General features: G+C 64.3%; 18 protein-coding genes and 1 pseudogene. 7 read left to right on the top strand and 12 right to left on the bottom strand.

The window, feature by feature from the left end; all coding sequences use genetic code 11:
• On the bottom strand, window positions 1-765 hold the full coding sequence (locus tag KVY23_RS22335; protein ID WP_094648452.1) for a M23 family metallopeptidase: 765 nt from the start codon (window positions 763-765) through the stop codon (window positions 1-3).
• A gap of 91 nt (window positions 766-856) precedes the next feature.
• Window positions 857-1,180, bottom strand: a complete 324-nt coding sequence (locus KVY23_RS22330) for a hypothetical protein (RefSeq protein WP_149408140.1) — start codon at window positions 1,178-1,180, stop codon at window positions 857-859.
• 458 nt (window positions 1,181-1,638) lie between these two features.
• Here KVY23_RS22330 and KVY23_RS25210 point away from each other — a divergent pair, with 458 nt between their 5' ends.
• From KVY23_RS25210 to KVY23_RS25205, 4 genes are all read left to right on the top strand, one after another.
• Entirely contained in the window at window positions 1,639-2,265 is a 627-nt protein-coding gene (locus tag KVY23_RS25210; protein ID WP_032375710.1) for a TlpA disulfide reductase family protein, read from the top strand.
• Between the two features lie 97 nt (window positions 2,266-2,362).
• Window positions 2,363-3,862 (top strand): multicopper oxidase family protein, encoded by a 1,500-nt coding sequence (locus KVY23_RS22320; RefSeq protein ID WP_149408141.1) that lies wholly within the window; start codon window positions 2,363-2,365, stop codon window positions 3,860-3,862.
• A gap of 121 nt (window positions 3,863-3,983) precedes the next feature.
• A complete protein-coding gene (locus KVY23_RS22315; protein ID WP_032375711.1) occupies window positions 3,984-4,340 on the top strand; it encodes a BlaI/MecI/CopY family transcriptional regulator in 357 nt (118 codons plus the stop codon).
• Window positions 4,337-5,299 (top strand): M56 family metallopeptidase, encoded by a 963-nt coding sequence (locus KVY23_RS25205; protein ID WP_230558237.1) that lies wholly within the window; start codon window positions 4,337-4,339, stop codon window positions 5,297-5,299. Before KVY23_RS22315 ends, KVY23_RS25205 begins: the two co-directional genes overlap by 4 nt.
• A gap of 21 nt (window positions 5,300-5,320) precedes the next feature.
• Here the strand turns inward: KVY23_RS25205 and KVY23_RS22305 are convergent, their stop codons facing one another.
• The 3 genes from KVY23_RS22305 to KVY23_RS25200 form a co-directional block, all read right to left on the bottom strand.
• Window positions 5,321-5,614: a hypothetical protein gene (locus KVY23_RS22305; RefSeq protein ID WP_094661921.1), complete on the bottom strand. Its 294-nt coding sequence runs from the start codon at window positions 5,612-5,614 to the stop codon at window positions 5,321-5,323.
• A gap of 346 nt (window positions 5,615-5,960) precedes the next feature.
• Window positions 5,961-6,458, bottom strand: coding sequence for a rhodanese-like domain-containing protein (locus KVY23_RS22300; RefSeq protein WP_230558236.1), 498 nt, complete (start codon window positions 6,456-6,458; stop codon window positions 5,961-5,963).
• A complete protein-coding gene (locus KVY23_RS25200) occupies window positions 6,455-7,750 on the bottom strand; it encodes a prolipoprotein diacylglyceryl transferase family protein (protein ID WP_230558235.1) in 1,296 nt (431 codons plus the stop codon). Before KVY23_RS25200 ends, KVY23_RS22300 begins: the two co-directional genes overlap by 4 nt.
• A gap of 296 nt (window positions 7,751-8,046) precedes the next feature.
• On the opposite strand from KVY23_RS25200, the gene KVY23_RS22290 reads away from it, so the two are divergent.
• The 3 genes from KVY23_RS22290 to KVY23_RS22280 all read left to right on the top strand — a co-directional run bounded on the left by KVY23_RS22290 (window position 8,047) and on the right by KVY23_RS22280 (window position 11,450).
• Entirely contained in the window at window positions 8,047-8,298 is a 252-nt protein-coding gene (locus KVY23_RS22290) for a hypothetical protein (protein WP_032401334.1), read from the top strand.
• Window positions 8,299-8,976: 678 nt separating this feature from the next.
• Entirely contained in the window at window positions 8,977-9,258 is a 282-nt protein-coding gene (locus tag KVY23_RS22285; protein ID WP_052061725.1) for a hypothetical protein, read from the top strand.
• Window positions 9,255-11,450, top strand: coding sequence for a heavy metal translocating P-type ATPase (locus KVY23_RS22280; protein WP_374108757.1), 2,196 nt, complete (start codon window positions 9,255-9,257; stop codon window positions 11,448-11,450). Before KVY23_RS22285 ends, KVY23_RS22280 begins: the two co-directional genes overlap by 4 nt.
• A gap of 106 nt (window positions 11,451-11,556) precedes the next feature.
• On the opposite strand, the gene KVY23_RS22275 is transcribed toward KVY23_RS22280, so the two are convergent.
• The 7 genes and pseudogenes from KVY23_RS22275 to KVY23_RS22245 form a co-directional block, all read right to left on the bottom strand.
• Complete coding sequence (locus KVY23_RS22275) at window positions 11,557-12,201, bottom strand: DUF305 domain-containing protein (protein WP_206497462.1); 645 nt, start codon at window positions 12,199-12,201, stop codon at window positions 11,557-11,559.
• 85 nt (window positions 12,202-12,286) lie between these two features.
• A complete protein-coding gene (locus tag KVY23_RS22270; protein ID WP_027494146.1) occupies window positions 12,287-12,709 on the bottom strand; it encodes a DUF6153 family protein in 423 nt (140 codons plus the stop codon).
• A 73-nt stretch (window positions 12,710-12,782) separates the two neighbouring features.
• Window positions 12,783-14,144 carry a rhodanese-like domain-containing protein gene (locus tag KVY23_RS22265; protein ID WP_008720030.1) on the bottom strand — a complete coding sequence of 454 codons (1,362 nt, stop codon included), beginning with the start codon at window positions 14,142-14,144 and terminating at the stop codon, window positions 12,783-12,785.
• A 57-nt stretch (window positions 14,145-14,201) separates the two neighbouring features.
• Window positions 14,202-14,470 (bottom strand): annotated as a pseudogene (locus KVY23_RS22260) (metal-sensitive transcriptional regulator).
• A gap of 79 nt (window positions 14,471-14,549) precedes the next feature.
• Window positions 14,550-15,323 carry a sulfite exporter TauE/SafE family protein gene (locus KVY23_RS22255; RefSeq protein WP_230558234.1) on the bottom strand — a complete coding sequence of 258 codons (774 nt, stop codon included), beginning with the start codon at window positions 15,321-15,323 and terminating at the stop codon, window positions 14,550-14,552.
• Entirely contained in the window at window positions 15,323-15,742 is a 420-nt protein-coding gene (locus KVY23_RS22250; RefSeq protein ID WP_230558233.1) for a DUF302 domain-containing protein, read from the bottom strand. Before KVY23_RS22250 ends, KVY23_RS22255 begins: the two co-directional genes overlap by 1 nt.
• Window positions 15,743-15,784: 42 nt before the next feature.
• Window positions 15,785-16,036 (bottom strand): YgaP-like transmembrane domain, encoded by a 252-nt coding sequence (locus KVY23_RS22245; RefSeq protein WP_027494151.1) that lies wholly within the window; start codon window positions 16,034-16,036, stop codon window positions 15,785-15,787.
• Window positions 16,037-16,048: the final 12 nt, after the last annotated feature.

The raw sequence follows: 16,048 nt of genomic DNA, 5'->3' as shown, positions 1-16,048 counted from the left end.
CTACGAGTCACGATCCGAACCGGTGATGGTGGCTCCGCGTTCCGCGAGCCAGGGTCTGGGGTCGACCTTGTTGCCGGCGGGTGTGTCGACCTCGAAGTGCAGATGTGGACCGGTGGAGATACCCCGGTTTCCTACCGTCGCAATTTCTTCACCAGCAGTGACGCGTTGACCTACGGTCACGAGGTTGTCGTTGTTGTGCCCGTAGGTCGTTACGGTGCCGTCATCGTGGCGTATACGCACCCAGAGTCCGAAGCCCTGGGCCGGTCCCGCGCTGATCACCTCGCCGTCCGCAACGGCGACGATCGGTGTACCGGTGGAGTTGGCGATGTCGATTCCTTGATGGGCGCGGCCGTCGCCGAAGGTCGAGGTCAACGTTCCTGTTGTCGGCGCACGATACTTTCCGTTGCTCGACCCTGTTGTGCCGGTAGGGGATTGCGGGGCGGCCGACGAATGATCGCCCGCCTCGGGTGTCGTGGTTTCGGGTGTCGTTGTTTCAGATGACGTGCCGGGTGCCGACGTTTCAGGCACAGTGGCGTCGGGTTCGAGCGCGGGCAGTTCGGGCGTCGCCGAGTCGGCCGACTCGGCGGCCGACTCGGGGTCCTGAGTGTCCTGGGTGCCTTGGGCGGTCGGTTGTTCGGTCGAGGGCTCGGCGTTCGACCTGCCGGGTGGGACCGCCGCATGTGCGCGCGACGAGGTGTGCGGGGTGGCCGGATCGTGGGGAGTCTCGGCGGCCGCGAGTGTGGATGCAAGTGTGGCGACGTCCATCGACGACACCAGTCGGGGGAGAACTGTGGGGTCGATGTCGTCGATCGGCGCGAGACAGGGGATCAGTCGCGAAAGGGCTCCCGTTGGTCCGTCAGCTGTATCGGTTGGCTCCGATCGTGCCCACGAGGCAGGAGACGATGCGGCTCTGTGGGCCGGCCAGGTCGTCGAGAGCGCCGTTGGCGCGAATCTCGCGTAGTGCGCCGACGACGAGATCGAGGACCTCCTGTTGGACGTGCGGGTCCGATTGGGCCTGCGCGGGGAAGGCAGGCGGCGGCGCAGCCGGATCGGCGTCCGGGGCTGCAGACGCCGTGGGTGCCAGCGCGAGGATGCCTCCCACGAACGCGGTACCGACGAGGATGCGAGTACCCCACCGAGTTCGGTGCGCCATGTACGAGGACGAGGGTAGAGGTCTCATGTCGGTGGTCCTCCTGGACGGCAACTGCATACCTGGCAGTAATTCAGGTCGCCTTCGAGTCAAGGCGACACGCCGCATCACTATTACACTCTTTCCGCACAAGCACCATCAGTCACAGTGAATTACATCGGTAACATTCGCACCCTGCGACCCATTTCGATCGTCGGGTTGTTTCTCGGGAGCCGGGGTTCATGTACGTAATATCTTCTGCGCCAGAAGGACTCGGCGTCGCTGGACGGCCTTCATCGTGCGCCTCGATGGGGGCGGTCGTCTTCGGCGAACGGCCGGAGAGCTGTGTGCTGGCACTGTGAGGCCCGAGGGTGAAGGGGGCCGCGAAAGCGTTGACGGCGTGCAGGATCCACGTTGCTACTATCGAAGATAGTAGATCGTGTAGTATGACGCTGACAGACCGGAAGACATCGTCGAGGTGAACGAGACAGAGGTGCAGGGTGCAGCGGGTGACGACACGCTGGTCCCTACTTGCGATCATCGTCATCGTGACAGTTGTTGGAGCGCTGGCATTGTGGTCTCGAGATCCCTCGACCCAGTCGGTGGGGTCCGCAGGATCGGCACCTCACGTCGAGGACGAGGATCTCCCGTCGGCAGTGATCGCTACCCGTGCTGCCCTCGAGCCGTGCCCGACCTCGTCGCCGGTTCCGTCCCCCGTAACTGGCGAGCTCGTCGGTACGTCCGCACGATGCTTGGGAACGTCGGACTTATCCGATCTGGGGACCTCCCTGGCTGGGCAACCCACATTGCTCAATGTCTGGGCGTCGTGGTGCGGTCCGTGTAGACAGGAGATTCCGGTTCTGGCCCAGTACGCCGCAGAACCGGATGCGGTTCGGGTCGTCGGTCTCAACGTCCAAGACGATGCCGATGCGGCATTGAGCCTGCTCACCGAGCTGGGAGTGCACTATCCCTCGTTCGATCAGGCCGACGCGGCGTTGCAGACACTTGACGCGCCCCCTGTCCTGCCCCTGAGTTTCTTGGTCCAGAGCGATGGAACGATCGAGCGCATCACCTCGACGCCGGTGTTCTACGACCCGAGTCAGGTGCGGGAGGCGGTAACAGCGCTTGTGCGCTGATCTCAGCACGAGCACGAGCACGAGCACCAGCACCAGCAACGCGGCGAGGATCGAACGCCCGCCGGCGGACGGACTTCTACAGAATTGGGAGATGTGTATGACCAGGCAGCGGGCAGGTGCGTTCTCGCTCACGCGCCGCAACTTTCTCGCGCTGAGCGCGGCCGGAACGAGTGCCGTCGTGTTGGGGGCATGCGGCAATGGCTCGTCCGCAACAGCAGTCGTCGGACCGGACTCCGATGTGGTGGGACAGGCCGAGGACGCGCGCCGCTCGGCTACCGGCAGACAAGTCGATATTTCCTTGAGTGCTCAGCCCAGCACGATCGACCTCGGCGGAGTGCAGGTACAGACCTGGACTTTCGGCGACAGACTCCCCGGTGCCGAGATTCGCCTGAGCCGAGGTGATGTGTTGCGCGCACAGCTCGACAACCGCCTCGAGCAGGAGACGACGATCCATTGGCACGGAATCGCCTTGCGCAACGACATGGACGGAGTGCCGGGCCTGACTCAGCCGGCTGTGGCTTCCGGTGACTCGTTCGGCTACGACTTCACCGTGCCCGACGCGGGCACGTACTTCTTTCACCCTCACGTCGGTACCCAACTCGACAGAGGACTGTATGCACCGCTGATCGTCGAGGACCCCGCCGACGGCTCGGACTACGACCTCGAAGCCGTCCTGGTCCTCGACGACTGGCTCGACGGGGTAGCCGGCGACCCCGATCGAGAACTCGAACGGCTGCGCAGCGAGGGCATGTCGATGGGCGGCATGTCGATGAGCGCGCCCACCGCCCAGTCGCCTCTCGGTGGCGACACCGGCGACGTGAGCTACCCGTACTACCTGATCAACGGCAAGATCGGGGCCGATCCCATCGTGCTCGGCGGACGGCCGGGCCAGCGGCTGCGCCTGCGCATCATCAACGCAGCTGCCGACACGGCCTTCCGTTTCGCAGTGGGGGGGCATCCTCTCACTGTTACTCACAGCGACGGATTTCCGGTTCAGCCCGAGCAGGCGCAATGCTTGTTGATAGGGATGGGAGAGCGTTACGACGCAATCATCACCTTGCAGGACGGGGCGTTTCCGATTGTCGCCGCCGCGGAAGGTAAGGACGGGAGCGGGTTCGCTGTGTTGCGTACCGGGCCAGGCGCCGCGCCGCAGTCCTCAGTCCGGCCTGCCGAACTCTCTGCAGCCCCGGTGATGGCTGATCGACTGAGGTCGCTCGATACGGTCCGCTTGTCCGCACGCGAGCCGGATCGCACGTACGACATCGCTCTCGGGATGGAGATGGGCGGGTACACCTGGACGCTCAACGGTGAGACGTACGAGCAGCACACCCCCCTCGACGTTCGCGAAGGCGAAAGAGTACGACTTCGCTTCGTCAACGCCACCACGATGTTTCATCCCATGCATCTGCACGGACACACCTTCGAGGTTGTCAACGGTGCCGGATCAGGCCCCCGGAAGGACACCTCGCTGGTCTTGCCGAACCAAACTGTCGAAGTCGACTTCGACACCGACAATCCCGGCCAGTGGCTTCTGCACTGCCACAACCTCTATCACGGGGAAGCGGGAATGATGACATCGGTGTCCTACCTGGCGTGAGCCTACGGCCGCATTCGTATTCGAGGCATGCAAACCTCTCGGACCAGGGTGCTCGCTACCGAAGGATCACGTAGCTGGCTCGTTCGACGGGATAGAGTGAACACGCGCCTAGGAGGCACTCATGCAGGGTTTGGGAGAGCTCGAAGCTCTGGTGATGGACGTGGTGTGGAATACCAGCGCCGCAGTCCGGGTTCGTGATGTCATCGATCAACTCGAGGACGGTCGAGAACCGGCGTACACCACGATTCAGACGGTGCTCGACAATTTGCACCGTAAAGGCTGGGTACACCGACAACGCAACGGACGGGCATATTGGTACGAAGCCACCCGAAGCAGGGAAGAAGCCGCCTCCGACGCCTTGCGAATACTTCTCGAATCGACCGGCGACCCGACGAGCGTGCTGCTGCACTTCGCCCGCGGCGCTTCCGATGACGAATCGAAGGTGCTCACCCGCGGTCTGAAAGAGCGTCAGAGGTGACTGCCGTACTCCTGTGGGCCCTCGGTGGGCTGTTGGTTGCGGCTGCCGCGCCATTGCTGATGAGGTCGATGATCGACAGAGGTATCGATGCGCACGTCACGCTCTTGACGTGGTCGGCGCTCGTTGTGGGCACCTTGGTCAGCATTGCGGTACCGGTCGTGCTCAGTGCGATCCCCAGTCATGGGGGCGTGACGACCCTGGTCGACATCGCACACCAATGCTGGCTCGCCCTTCAGGGCGACATACCTGCCCGCGTCGAGGCCATCGTCGGGGTTGTCGGGATTGCGATGTTGGGCTGCGGCGCAGTCCGCTGGATCGTCCACCTGAGGCGCGCAGTGTGTGAGCGACGGCGAGTGTACGAGCGGCACATCGATCTGCTGCGCATCATCGCTGGAGGCGTCGGGTTTTCCGGTTCGAATCAACCCGCGTCGACCTTGTGGCTTCCGTTGGACAGTCCTCTCGCGTACAGCGTCGCGGGACGACCGGCGATGGTCGTGGCCAGCGAGGGGCTGCGTACGCAGTTGACGCCTGCTGAAGTCGAGGCGGTCCTCGCACACGAACGTGCACACATCGATGGCCGGCATCATCTGCTCGTAGGCATTGCCGAGTCGGTGGCCTATGCGTTTCCGTGGCTGCCGATCATGCGGCAGTCCCCTGCACTCGTGCGAGCTCTCGTCGAACTCGACGCGGACGCTCGGGCAGCACGCTCGCACGGGCGAGACCCGGTGCGGCGCGCTCTGACTTCTCTTCGCCCGCACCCTGTTCCCCTGCCCGCCCTCGGTATGGTGTCGGACGCGACCGCTGTGCGGCTCGATCGTCTCGCCGTGGACCGAGTGATCCCGCATGCTCCCTTCCGGTGGGCGCGCGCGTTCGCCGCGTGCACCGCCGTCGCCCTGCCCGCGTTACCGGTACTGACTCTGCTGGGGGCCATGACGTTGGCATCCTGCGCCGTGGGATGAGACGAACTGCGACCCTGTCGATCACGTTCGCTGGCCCGCCGTACTCACCCTCTGCTGCCCGGGGTGGGAAGCGATCGTCGTGAAACGACGCGCGGCGAGGACCATCGCCATCGGATGGCCTACCGCGAGATCCTGCCGCTCGGCGTTCGGAAGTGACCCGAAGCTGCCCGAGATGACGTGGGTCGACCCGATCACGACACCCGCTATCAGTGCCACCCAGCCCCGACCTCGACGGCGTCGCTCACGCTCGTACGCCTCGGTGTAGGGGCCGCCCGCGTCTTCCGACGACCGGCCGTCTCGTTCTTCGCCTGACATCGCGCGCTGCCAGCACGTCCATACGTTGTCGATCGTGAGCGAGTCGGCCGACGGAGCCGAACCACCGCCGAGGAGAAGGCAACCTGGGGCGAGGGCACGCCTGCGCTGGTAGCACTGAGGGTGACAGCGGGCGAGGTTCTGATTCGCCGGTACAGGCCGGGGCCCGTTCGACGTCGTTTGCGCCCGCTGGCAAACCGATAGGTTCACTTCCCGGCAGTAGCGGGACCATCGGCGAAGTGTCCGGTCCCGACCTGGTAAACCCTGACCAAGACGATCTCGGCATTCGATTTCACCGGATCGGTTCTGGTGCTCGACCTTCGGGGGCGGTGGTGCGGAACGTGCGTGATCATTCTCCGATGGTTCGTCCGGTGTTTCGCCACGCGAGCATGCCGCCTTGTAGTTCGACGACATCGGTATAGCCGAGAGAGGCCAGTTCTTTCGCAGCGGTGGCGCTCATTGTCCCGGTACGGCAGTAGATCGCCAGCGGCGTGGTCCGGTCGGGCGGCAACGTCGCGGCCTGTTGTCGGATCTGGTCGAAGGGAAGGCTCGAGTCGGTTCCCGGGAGCTGGCCCTCGTCGGGGGTATGGACGTTGATCGTGACTCGGGCGGGATCGGCGATTGCGGCGGCGAAGTCAGCGGGATCGAGCAGTTCCGCCCGTGTAGCAACGGGCATCGACGCGGTGGGCTCAGAGACCTCGCCGCCGGTACATCCAGCGAGTGCAAGGACGAGGACAGTCAGTATCGATGCCGGACTACGGAGCGTCGATCGGGACACCGAATGCGGTGCCATCGCATCGAGGTGATCACCGAAAGGCACACGCATAAAAATACGTTCGGTGATCACGAGAGCACCTGCGACGCTGCGAGGACGCCGATGAGGACCGCGCAGCAGATGAGCGAGACAGTGAGTCGGCCTCGACGAGTGTGCGCGTCCACCCGGAAGAGAAACAGGCCCTGCCGGACCAATGTGTATGCGGCAATACTCCCCAGGAAGACCAGCCCTCCGACGGGAAGGTCGACCTGAAGCACCACTGCGAGCGCAACTCCCGCGATCAACAGGGCTGCAGCGGCCTCGTAGAGCTGAACCGGAATCCTCCTCGTCGCCAGGGTGCGATCGGACGAAAACAGACCCCACCGAGATCGAGTCGGACGCCCCGAACAGCAGCCCGCCAAGAAGCATCCCGGACGACCGATCGCCATGCCGAGAAACAATCCCGGGGTGGTTGCATCCAGGACTGCGCCGACGTCCATACCCCCGAGTGCTCCGCCGATGACCAAGGTGCCGAGCGCAACGAGAAGAAAACCTTGTATGCACGCTCCTGCGCGGATGAAAGTAGATATCGGTCGACGGTGCAAGATCAAGTACCAAACCTTGGCACCGATATATCCCAAAACGCAACTCAGAGCTGAAATTGCAACAGCAGCAGCAACATTGGCATCCATGCGTGAGAGCAGGAATCCCTGAACAATCAATGCAACCACCGCTCCCGCGGCTACCAACGCCGGCCAACTCCACACCCGCACAGCGGGACCGTATGTCAGTAGCGCAGTGCGCGCGGTGAGCACAGAGTTCTGCTGCCGTTCGCTACTGTCTGCGCCCCCGTCGATGCGTCGCGCACTCACCTCCCACTCCCCGCTGGCAATGCCCTGAATACGGGTGGTCGCGGCGAACCGGCCTCCAGCGGCAGGACGTGATTTCACGACCAGAGTCCGATCGAAACCGACCTTCTCGGTCGATGCATGGCCCTCGACTTCCACCCGCGATCCAGTGAAGCGAATCGCCACGTCGTGGCTGGGCTCGGCATCGGCCCCGCCGACACCCCAGTACGTCACCGCAAGCCCCAGCGGCTCGACCTGGGAAATCTCATCGGTACAACTGGTGGCTGGTGAGCGCTTGGGTGCGTAACTCTGCGGTGCGGGCGCAACAGCTTCAGGCGTGCGGGCACGTGGGCGCTCCGGCGGCGCTGCAGTATCGATCGTCGGTTCTGCGGCCTGGGCCGACGCTCGCGGTGGGGTAGTGGAGTCCGGCGCGAAAGCCCGGGCGACAGTGGGATGGAGTGCACCGCTGCCGGGCGAGTGGCCCCTGCTTCGAAGATAATCGGCGGCGGCGACGCTGACCGCAGAATGTGGGGCCACCGCTGAGAGGGGATGCCTTGGCTGGGGCTCAGTACGTATGGCACCGGGGTGGGGAGCCGGTGGGCCGCCCCCGGATCGTGTCGCCGTGGTTCGTCGTTTGTGCGCTTTCGATCGCGACTTGCTGGATTTCTTTCCCACAGGTTGCCTCCATCATCGCCTGTCCGGGCGACGGCGTCTCGACAGCAGTCAACTACTATGCTCGATAGTAGCTGAACTACTAAGCGTTATAGTAGGAGCTGCGGGATGACCACACTCCGCAGGTCAGCAGGTGGCTGGTGCGAGAGTGAGGAGCAGCAATGATGAATATGGGCACCATGAGTGGCGGATGGACGATGATGGCAGGAATGGCCGCGTTCTGGCTGGTCGTGATCGCTCTGTTGATCTGGGGTGCGGTTCGGCTGATGTCCGCTCGCCCGCAATCGGGGGAGGACGCGCAGGAAATCCTCGATCGTAGATTCGCGGCCGGGGAGATAGATCGAGATTTCTATCGCGCAGCGGTCGCAGAATTGGCGACCGCTGCGCTGCGCAAGCGTGCCGACACTCGGTAAAGAGCAACTGCGGTGTGACGGGCAGGCATTTTCACCGCATGTGACCGAGTTTGCGGACTGGATATGTCGGTGCGCGCCGGCTGGCCGGTAGGGCAGGGCTCGCCCGGGGCCGGTGAGCGGCAACTGTCGGCGCGTTCGAAGGCGCACCGAAACGATCAGATCGAAAGTGGAACCGAACGTGAGTGATACACCCATCTACGACTTACTCAACGCTACATCGGCGGCGCCGCAGCCCCATGGTGAACGAGACAGTATCGCTCCACCGTCCGATCTGCGGCGTCAGCGATCGACCGAACGAGCAGTTCCGCGATCTTCGAGAGTCGACACGCGGGCTCGCCATGCGCGCCGTGACACGGCGTAATTCGCCCTGCCCTGCCTCCAGTCGGTGAGAAGACTCGTAACGGAAATCGCAGCGAACGCCGATGATCCACGCGCGTGTGCAGGTACGCCCGTCGCTGTAAGGCTCAGCTGTGCCGCGGATGCATGCGCCCCTTGACCGAATCGGTATCGACATCCATGCCCGTCCGTGAGCATGACAGCGACCGCGGGTGCACCTGGTGGCCAGCCGACTGGCGCTCACGCGTTGACAACACCCTGACGGTTCTTCCCAATGGGATCAGGAAGGGGTATGGTTCGACTTGATCAACATATACCCCTATGGGGTATATGTTGTCCGAGATGTCGAAAGCTACGCATGATCATCACGCACTGTCAGTTACGCCGGTATCGATGTACGGCCACTGTGAGCCGTCGGTCCGCAACGACGTCAACGCCGTGATCGGAATGGACACTGTCGCGTTATCGGCGGCGGCAGGGACATTCACGGTCACCAGTGCAGCCGCGCTCGTCCAGGCGCAGATCATTGTCGCCCTCGACGCCGAATACACAGCCGAACCAGAACCCACGAGTTCATGGGATGAATGGATATCGAACTCGATGGATGAGAGGACTGCACGATGAACGATCACACACACTCCGACGTCGACTCCGCGCGGACGGATCCGCCGAACAGACTGCAGCACAGCGGGCATGAAGAAGGACCCGAAATGCACACGGACGGGGCAGAGAAGGCGACTCCGCAGTCGGACCACGACACCGGCGGGCACAACGCAGAGCACGGCGGGCACACCGGTCACGGTGATCACGTCGGTATGTTTCGTCGCCTGTTCTGGGTCATGCTGGTCCTTGCCGTTCCGGTGATCGTTGCCTCGAACATGTTCGCGATGCTCCTCGGCTACTCATTGCCCGACGCAGCGTGGATTGCCTGGGTCTCTCCGGTGTTCGGAACGGTGATGTACGCCTGGGGCGGGTCCCCGTTCCTCACCGGCGCAGTCAGCGAAATCCGTTCCCGTGCACCGGGAATGATGCTGCTCATCGCCCTCGCGATCACCGTCGCATTCATTGCGTCGATGGGAGCGAGCCTCGGCCTGCTCGATCATCAGCTCGACTTCTGGTGGGAACTGGCGCTGCTGATCGTGATCATGCTGCTCGGGCACTGGATCGAAATGCGATCCCTCGCGCAGACCACCTCCGCTCTGGACTCGTTGGCGGCGCTGCTCCCGGACACCGCCGAACGCGTCGACGGCGACGATGTGGTGCCGGTGTCCCCGGCCGAGCTGCAGCTCGGTGATGTCGTCGTCGTCCGCCCCGGCGGCCGAGTACCGGCGGACGGCACCATCGTCTCCGGATCGGCGAGCATGGACGAATCGATGATCACCGGCGAATCACGCACCGTCCGCCGCAGCGACGGCGACCACGTCGTCGCCGGCACGGTAGCCACCGACTCCGGTCTGCGCGTCCAGGTCACCGCAGTAGGGGAGGACACCGCCCTCGCCGGCATCGGCCGCTTGGTCGCCGACGCCCAGAACTCGACCTCGCGCGCTCAGCGCATCGCCGACACGGCCGCCGGTTGGCTGTTCTGGTTCGCTCTCGGTGCCGCGATCATCACCGCCGCTGTGTGGACTCTGGTCGGGATGCCCGACGACGCCGTCATCCGCACCATCACCGTGCTGGTCATCGCCTGCCCGCACGCACTCGGACTCGCGATCCCGCTGGTGGTCTCCATCGCCACCGAACGCGCCGCCCGCGGCGGTGTCCTGGTCAAGGACCGGCTCGCACTCGAAACCATGCGCACGGTGGACACCGTGCTCTTCGACAAGACCGGGACCCTCACCAAGGGTGAACCCACCGTCACCGCAATCGAGGTGACAGACGGGCGCACCGCCGACAACGTTCTCGCGCTGGCCGCTGCCGCAGAAGCCGACTCAGAACATCCCCTGGCTCGCGCCATCGTTGCGGCCGCACGCGCGCGGAACCTGACCGTCCCGGCTGCAGCAGACTTCCAGTCGTCTCCCGCCGTCGGGGTCGCAGCCGACGTCGACGGCACCCGCGTGCAGGTCGGCGGGCCCGCGCTGCTCGAGCAGGAGCGCGGATCCGAACTTGCTGTCGCCGACCGGTGGCGGGGCGACGGGGCGATCATCCTGCACGTCCTCGCCGACGGGGCCGTGATCGGTGCCCTCGCGCTCGCCGACGAGATCCGGCCCGAATCCCGCACGGCAGTCGATGCGCTCCACGCTCGGGGTATCGCGGTGGTGATGATCACCGGTGATGCCGAAGCCGTCGCGCAGTCCGTCGCCACCGAGCTCGGTGTGGACCGCTACTTCGCGGGGGTGAAACCGGAAGACAAGTCCCACAACGTTGCTGAACTTCAACAGGAAGGGCGCACCGTGGCGATGGTCGGTGACGGAGTCAACGACGCACCGGCTCTCGCGCAGGCCGATGTCGGTATCGCTATCGGCGCGGGTACCGACGTTGCTATCGCGTCGGCCGGAGTGATCCTCGCCAGCGACGACCCGAGGTCGGTGTTGTCGGTGATCGAACTCTCGCGCGCCTCGTACCGGAAGATGAAGCAAAACCTCTGGTGGGCAGCGGGATACAACCTCATCTCGGTTCCGCTCGCGGCAGGAGTGCTCGCGCCGGTCGGGTTCGTGCTGCCCATGTCGATCGGCGCGATCCTGATGTCGCTGTCGACGATCATCGTCGCCGCGAACGCGCAGCTGCTTCGGCGACTCGACCTCACACCCGACACCATCACCGGAGCGGTGAACGAGGGGAGTTCCAATGCTCCGTCGCAGCGCACACCGTCACTGTGAGAGCTGATCTCGTACCGGGAACGCAGCCCTGACAATTGTGGAACGTTGATGGCCGCACCTTCTCCGCCGGAGAGGATGCGGCCATCGTTGTCTATAGCGGGCCGGGTCAGCCGAGCAGCCGCTGCATGGTGTCGATTTCCTGCTGCTGGGTGGCGACGATGGTGCGGGCCATCTCCAGGGCGTCAGGATTGGAACCGTCTGCGATTTCGGTGTTGGCCATCTCGATGGCGCCGGTGTGGTGGGCGATCATCATCGTCAACCACTGGCGGTCGAATTCCGGTCCCGACGCTGCCATCAACGCGTCCATGTCCTGAGCGGTCATCATGCCGCTGCCGGAGCTGTGGTCCATCCCGCCCATGTCACCCATGTCACCCATGTCACCCCTGTCCATGTCGGGCATGGGCTGGCCCCACTCGGTGAGCCAGGTGGTCATCTGGTCCATCTCGGGCTGTTGCGCGGCGGCGATCGCCGATGCCAGCGACAGCACCTCCGGGTTGTCGGTGCGGCCGTTCGCCATGTCGGCCATCTCGACTGCTTGGGCGTGATGCGGGTACATCATCTGCGCGAACATCACGTCGGCATCGTTGAACTGCGCCGTCGAGCTCGCCGGCGCGGACGATGCCGGCGTCGAGGACATCGATCCCATCGAATGGCCATCCATCGACGAATCGGCCCCGTTGTCGCTACAGCCGACGACGAGGAACGCGCTCGCGGCGGCAGCAGCGATCGAGGCAATGACTTTGGTACGCATGAGGAAACTCCTTGCAAGAGTGAGTAGTGCAGAGAATTGGATGTCGTTCGATCCGCCGACAGACACGCGTCTGACGGGCTCCCTGTCACACTCGCAAGGTCACCGATCTGTCCAACTCCCATAACGTCCACGGCGGCGCACGCTCAAGCGTGGAGTCGGCCCGTCCAATGATCCGGTTCACCGATGTCGGCGCCAGGTCGAGGGCTGCGCTCATCGCCGGGACCGTCAGCGCGGGCCACGACACCGTCGTGCCGACGCAGGGATGCATCATCTGGTGCCCCGACGGGCAGTCATGTTCCCCGGTCATCACCGGAACCGTGGCGTCCGTGTGGGACGGTGCTGCGAACGAGGCATGGCCGCCGCTCATTGATGTGGACATCGAGCCGGTCACGGGCATCGACATCGGTGTCACCGAATGCATCAACAGGACACCGAACACCGTCAGTGCAATCAGTAAAGCTGCCGTCGGAGCTGTGCCCCGTCGACCGTGCCGATTCACTGAGTGCATGCGGCCGATGATACCAACATATACCCCCTGGGGGTACGCCTGTCTCGTCGCGTTCGGTCGTCGAAGCATTTCGTCATGTCTTCGAGGTGTCGAGTCCGAGATCTGTTGCGCGGTTGTAGTCGTCGTCGATGAGCACCACGCTGCGATGTTCCCGGTCGAGTAGTGAGGCCGCGATCGAGGCGCGATAGCCGGAGGCGCAGTGCACCCACACTTTGCCGTCGGGAACTTCTGCGAGTCGGTGCGGCAGTTCGTGGAGGGGAATGTTGATCGCACCGGGGATGTGGCCGTCCGCGTATTCGGACTGTTGACGGGTGTCGAGCACTGCAATGTCCGAGTCCTCTGCGGCGAGTCCGGCGAAGTCGGACACTTCGTAGGACCGTACGCGCCCGTCGCTGGCGAGCGAATGAATCTCTCCGACAGCGGAGCCGGAGGGGTGGTCGATGCCGATACGTGCCAACTCCCTTGTGGCCTCGTCGATTTGATCGGATGTGTCGCCGATCAAGGTCAGCGGCGCACCCCACTGGTAGAGCCAGCCGAGGTAGGTGACGAATGTCGTCGACAGCTCGAAGCCGAGGGAACCGTCGAGATGTCCGGCAGCGAAGGCGGTGCGTGCGCGGAGGTCGACGACCCATTGTCCGTCGTCGATGCGGCGGCGTAGTTCGTCGGGGTCGACGGGTTCTGGGGTGGACAGGTCGATCGGTGCGGGGCCTTCGGTGTTGATGACGCCCATGTGGGCGTAGTACGCGGGGTAGGCCGACAGTCCTGCGATCAACTCGTCGACGTAGGTTTGTTCGTCCTGGGTCAGCGCGGGATTGGACTGTTGCTGTTCACCGATGGTCGACGAGTCGCCGCTGGTGGGGGTCGCGGAGCAGAAGCTACCGAATCCGTGGGTGGGGTAGACCTCGACGTCGGCGGGGAGTTCGGCGGCGATTCGACGGACCGAGTGGAACTGGGCATGGGTGAGCTCGTCGGTGTGTTCGGAGCCGAGTAGGTCGGTGCGGCCGGTGGATCCGTAGAGCATCGAGCCGCCGGTGAAGATCGCGATCGGTTCGTCTCCGAGTTGCAGTACGTAGCTGACGTGATGATGTGTATGGCCCGGGGTGTGCATGACCTGAAACGTCGCCGATCCCGCGTCGACGACATCGCCGTCCCCCACTGCCCGTCGCTCGAATTCGACCGGGTCACCCTCGGGCACAACGTATTCGGCTCCGGTGGCGCGTGCGAGTTCGAGTCCGCCGGTGACGTAGTCGTTGTGGATGTGGGTTTCGAGTACGTGGGTGATCGCGGCGTTCTTCTCCGTGGCCAGTGCCAGGACGCGGTCGATGTCACGTTGGGGATCGATCACGACGGCGATGCCGTCGTGGCTGATCAGGTAGCTGCGGTCGCCGAGGCTCGACGTTTCGATGATGGCGATGTCTGGATCGGTGGTGCTCACGGGGTACTCCTACGGTGTAATCGGGTCGGCCTCGTTTCTGACGTGAAACGTCCTCGTTCAGGCCAGTGCGAGGAAGAGCTTTTCCAGTTCTGCTTCGGTCATGGGCTCTTTGTTGTCTGCGGTGTCGCCGGTCATGCATTCACGAAGGCCGGTGGCCACGATCTTGAATCCGGCTTTGTCGAGGGCGCGGGAGACGGCGGCGAGTTGAGTGACGACGTCTCGCAGTCGCGTCCGTTCTCGATCATGCCGATCACACCGGCGAGTTGGCCGTGTGCGCGGCGCAGACGGTTGAGTACCAATGCGATGCTGTCTTCGTCGCCGATCATTGCGGTCTCCTGAGGGTGTGTGATGGTGGTAGTCCTTCCAGATTACCCCCGGGGGCATCGGTTCGGTGTGTGCAGTCGGTCATGAAAGAACGAGGGTGTCGACAAGTACATAGCCCGCGACGGCGAACACCAGGTAGGCGAACCACGTGCGCAGCTTGTCGGTGTCGATGCGTGTGCTCAGTTTTCCGGCGACCAGCGAGCCTGCGATCGCCGCACCGGCGAACGCGGCTGTCAGTGGCCAGTTCCCGCCGAGCCCGTCGGCCTGAGCGATCAGTCCGGCGGCGGAGTTGGCGACGATGACCACCAGCGACGTTCCGACAGCGACACTCATCTCGATTCCCAGCAGCAGCACCAGAGCGGGGATGATGAGAAATCCTCCGCCGACGCCGAACAGTCCGGTGAGGACACCGACCCCGAACCCGGTCGGTATGGACCGTGGTGCGCATCGCCGCCAATCGATCCCGGAACTTCCTGTCTTGCAAGCGGTTCCGACATCGTCGGTGCTGCGCAGCATCCGCGCCCCGGCGATGATCATGACGATCGCGAAGCCGATCATCACTGCGGCCTCGGGCAGATGCTTGCCCAGGGCGCTGCCGACCAGCGTGCCGACGATGCCGGTGGCCGCGAAGATCGCCGCCAGTCGCCATTCGACGAGCTTCGCCCGCACCTTGGGGATGGCCCCGGTCGCCGAGGCGACACCGATCACCATCAACGATGTCGGTATCGCCTCCGACAGGTCCATTCCGAGGGCGTAGACGAGAACCGGGACGGCGAGGATCGACCCGCCGCCTCCGAGGAGACCGAGCAGGATGCCGACGGCGACGCCGAGGACCAGTGCCAGCGTCAGGGTCATCAGCTGTGGGCTGTGTCCTGGCCACCGAGTGCGTCGATGGCGGCCTGGAGCTTGGTGGTGGCCTCGGCCGCGACGTCGGACAGTGCTGGTTCGCCGGTCGCTTGGACCATGATGTCGGGGTTCATTGCTTCGACGATGACCGATCCGGATGTGGAGGTGTCGGCGCGGACGACGACATTGCACGGCAGCAGCAAGCCGATCTGGCGCATGACTCCGACGGCGCGGTGCGCGAGGGTGGGATTGCAGGCACCGAGGATCAGATACTGCTCCATGTCTTCGCCGAGTTTGGCCTTCAACGTGGCCTGCATGTCGATTTCGGTGAGAACACCGAAGCCCTGATCTGCGAGGGAGGCTTTGACGGCGTCGACTGCGGTGTCGAAGTCGGTGTCGGTCAGAGTGGTCGAGAGTGCGATGTTCATAAGGGAAGTTCCTTTCGGTCGTCGAACTGCGGTGATCTGGGCCTACCCGATTCGGGGCTGGCGAATACTCGGCACGCCCACCCTGGTGAGAAGCGCGCTGGCCGGGCACCAGCCGACCGCTGCGTAAAGGGCGAGGTTCGCGGCAGCGAACGCGCTGAGCAGTCGCCACTGCGGTGCGTGGAGTTCGCCGAGGGCCAGGCCGGTGGCGGTGACGCCGGCGGCGAGGGCGGGGACGATACGTTCGATCGGCCAGCCCGCGAACGCGGACGAGCGAGTGGTGTTCGGATCGATCATGATTGCTCCGTT

Origin of the sequence: Rhodococcus sp. I2R (assembly GCF_020889545.1) — a bacterium.
Classification (GTDB): Bacteria; Actinomycetota; Actinomycetes; order Mycobacteriales; family Mycobacteriaceae; genus Rhodococcoides.
The sequence above is the reverse complement of the archived record's forward strand: the minus strand, read 5'-3'. Positions and strand labels throughout refer to the sequence as shown.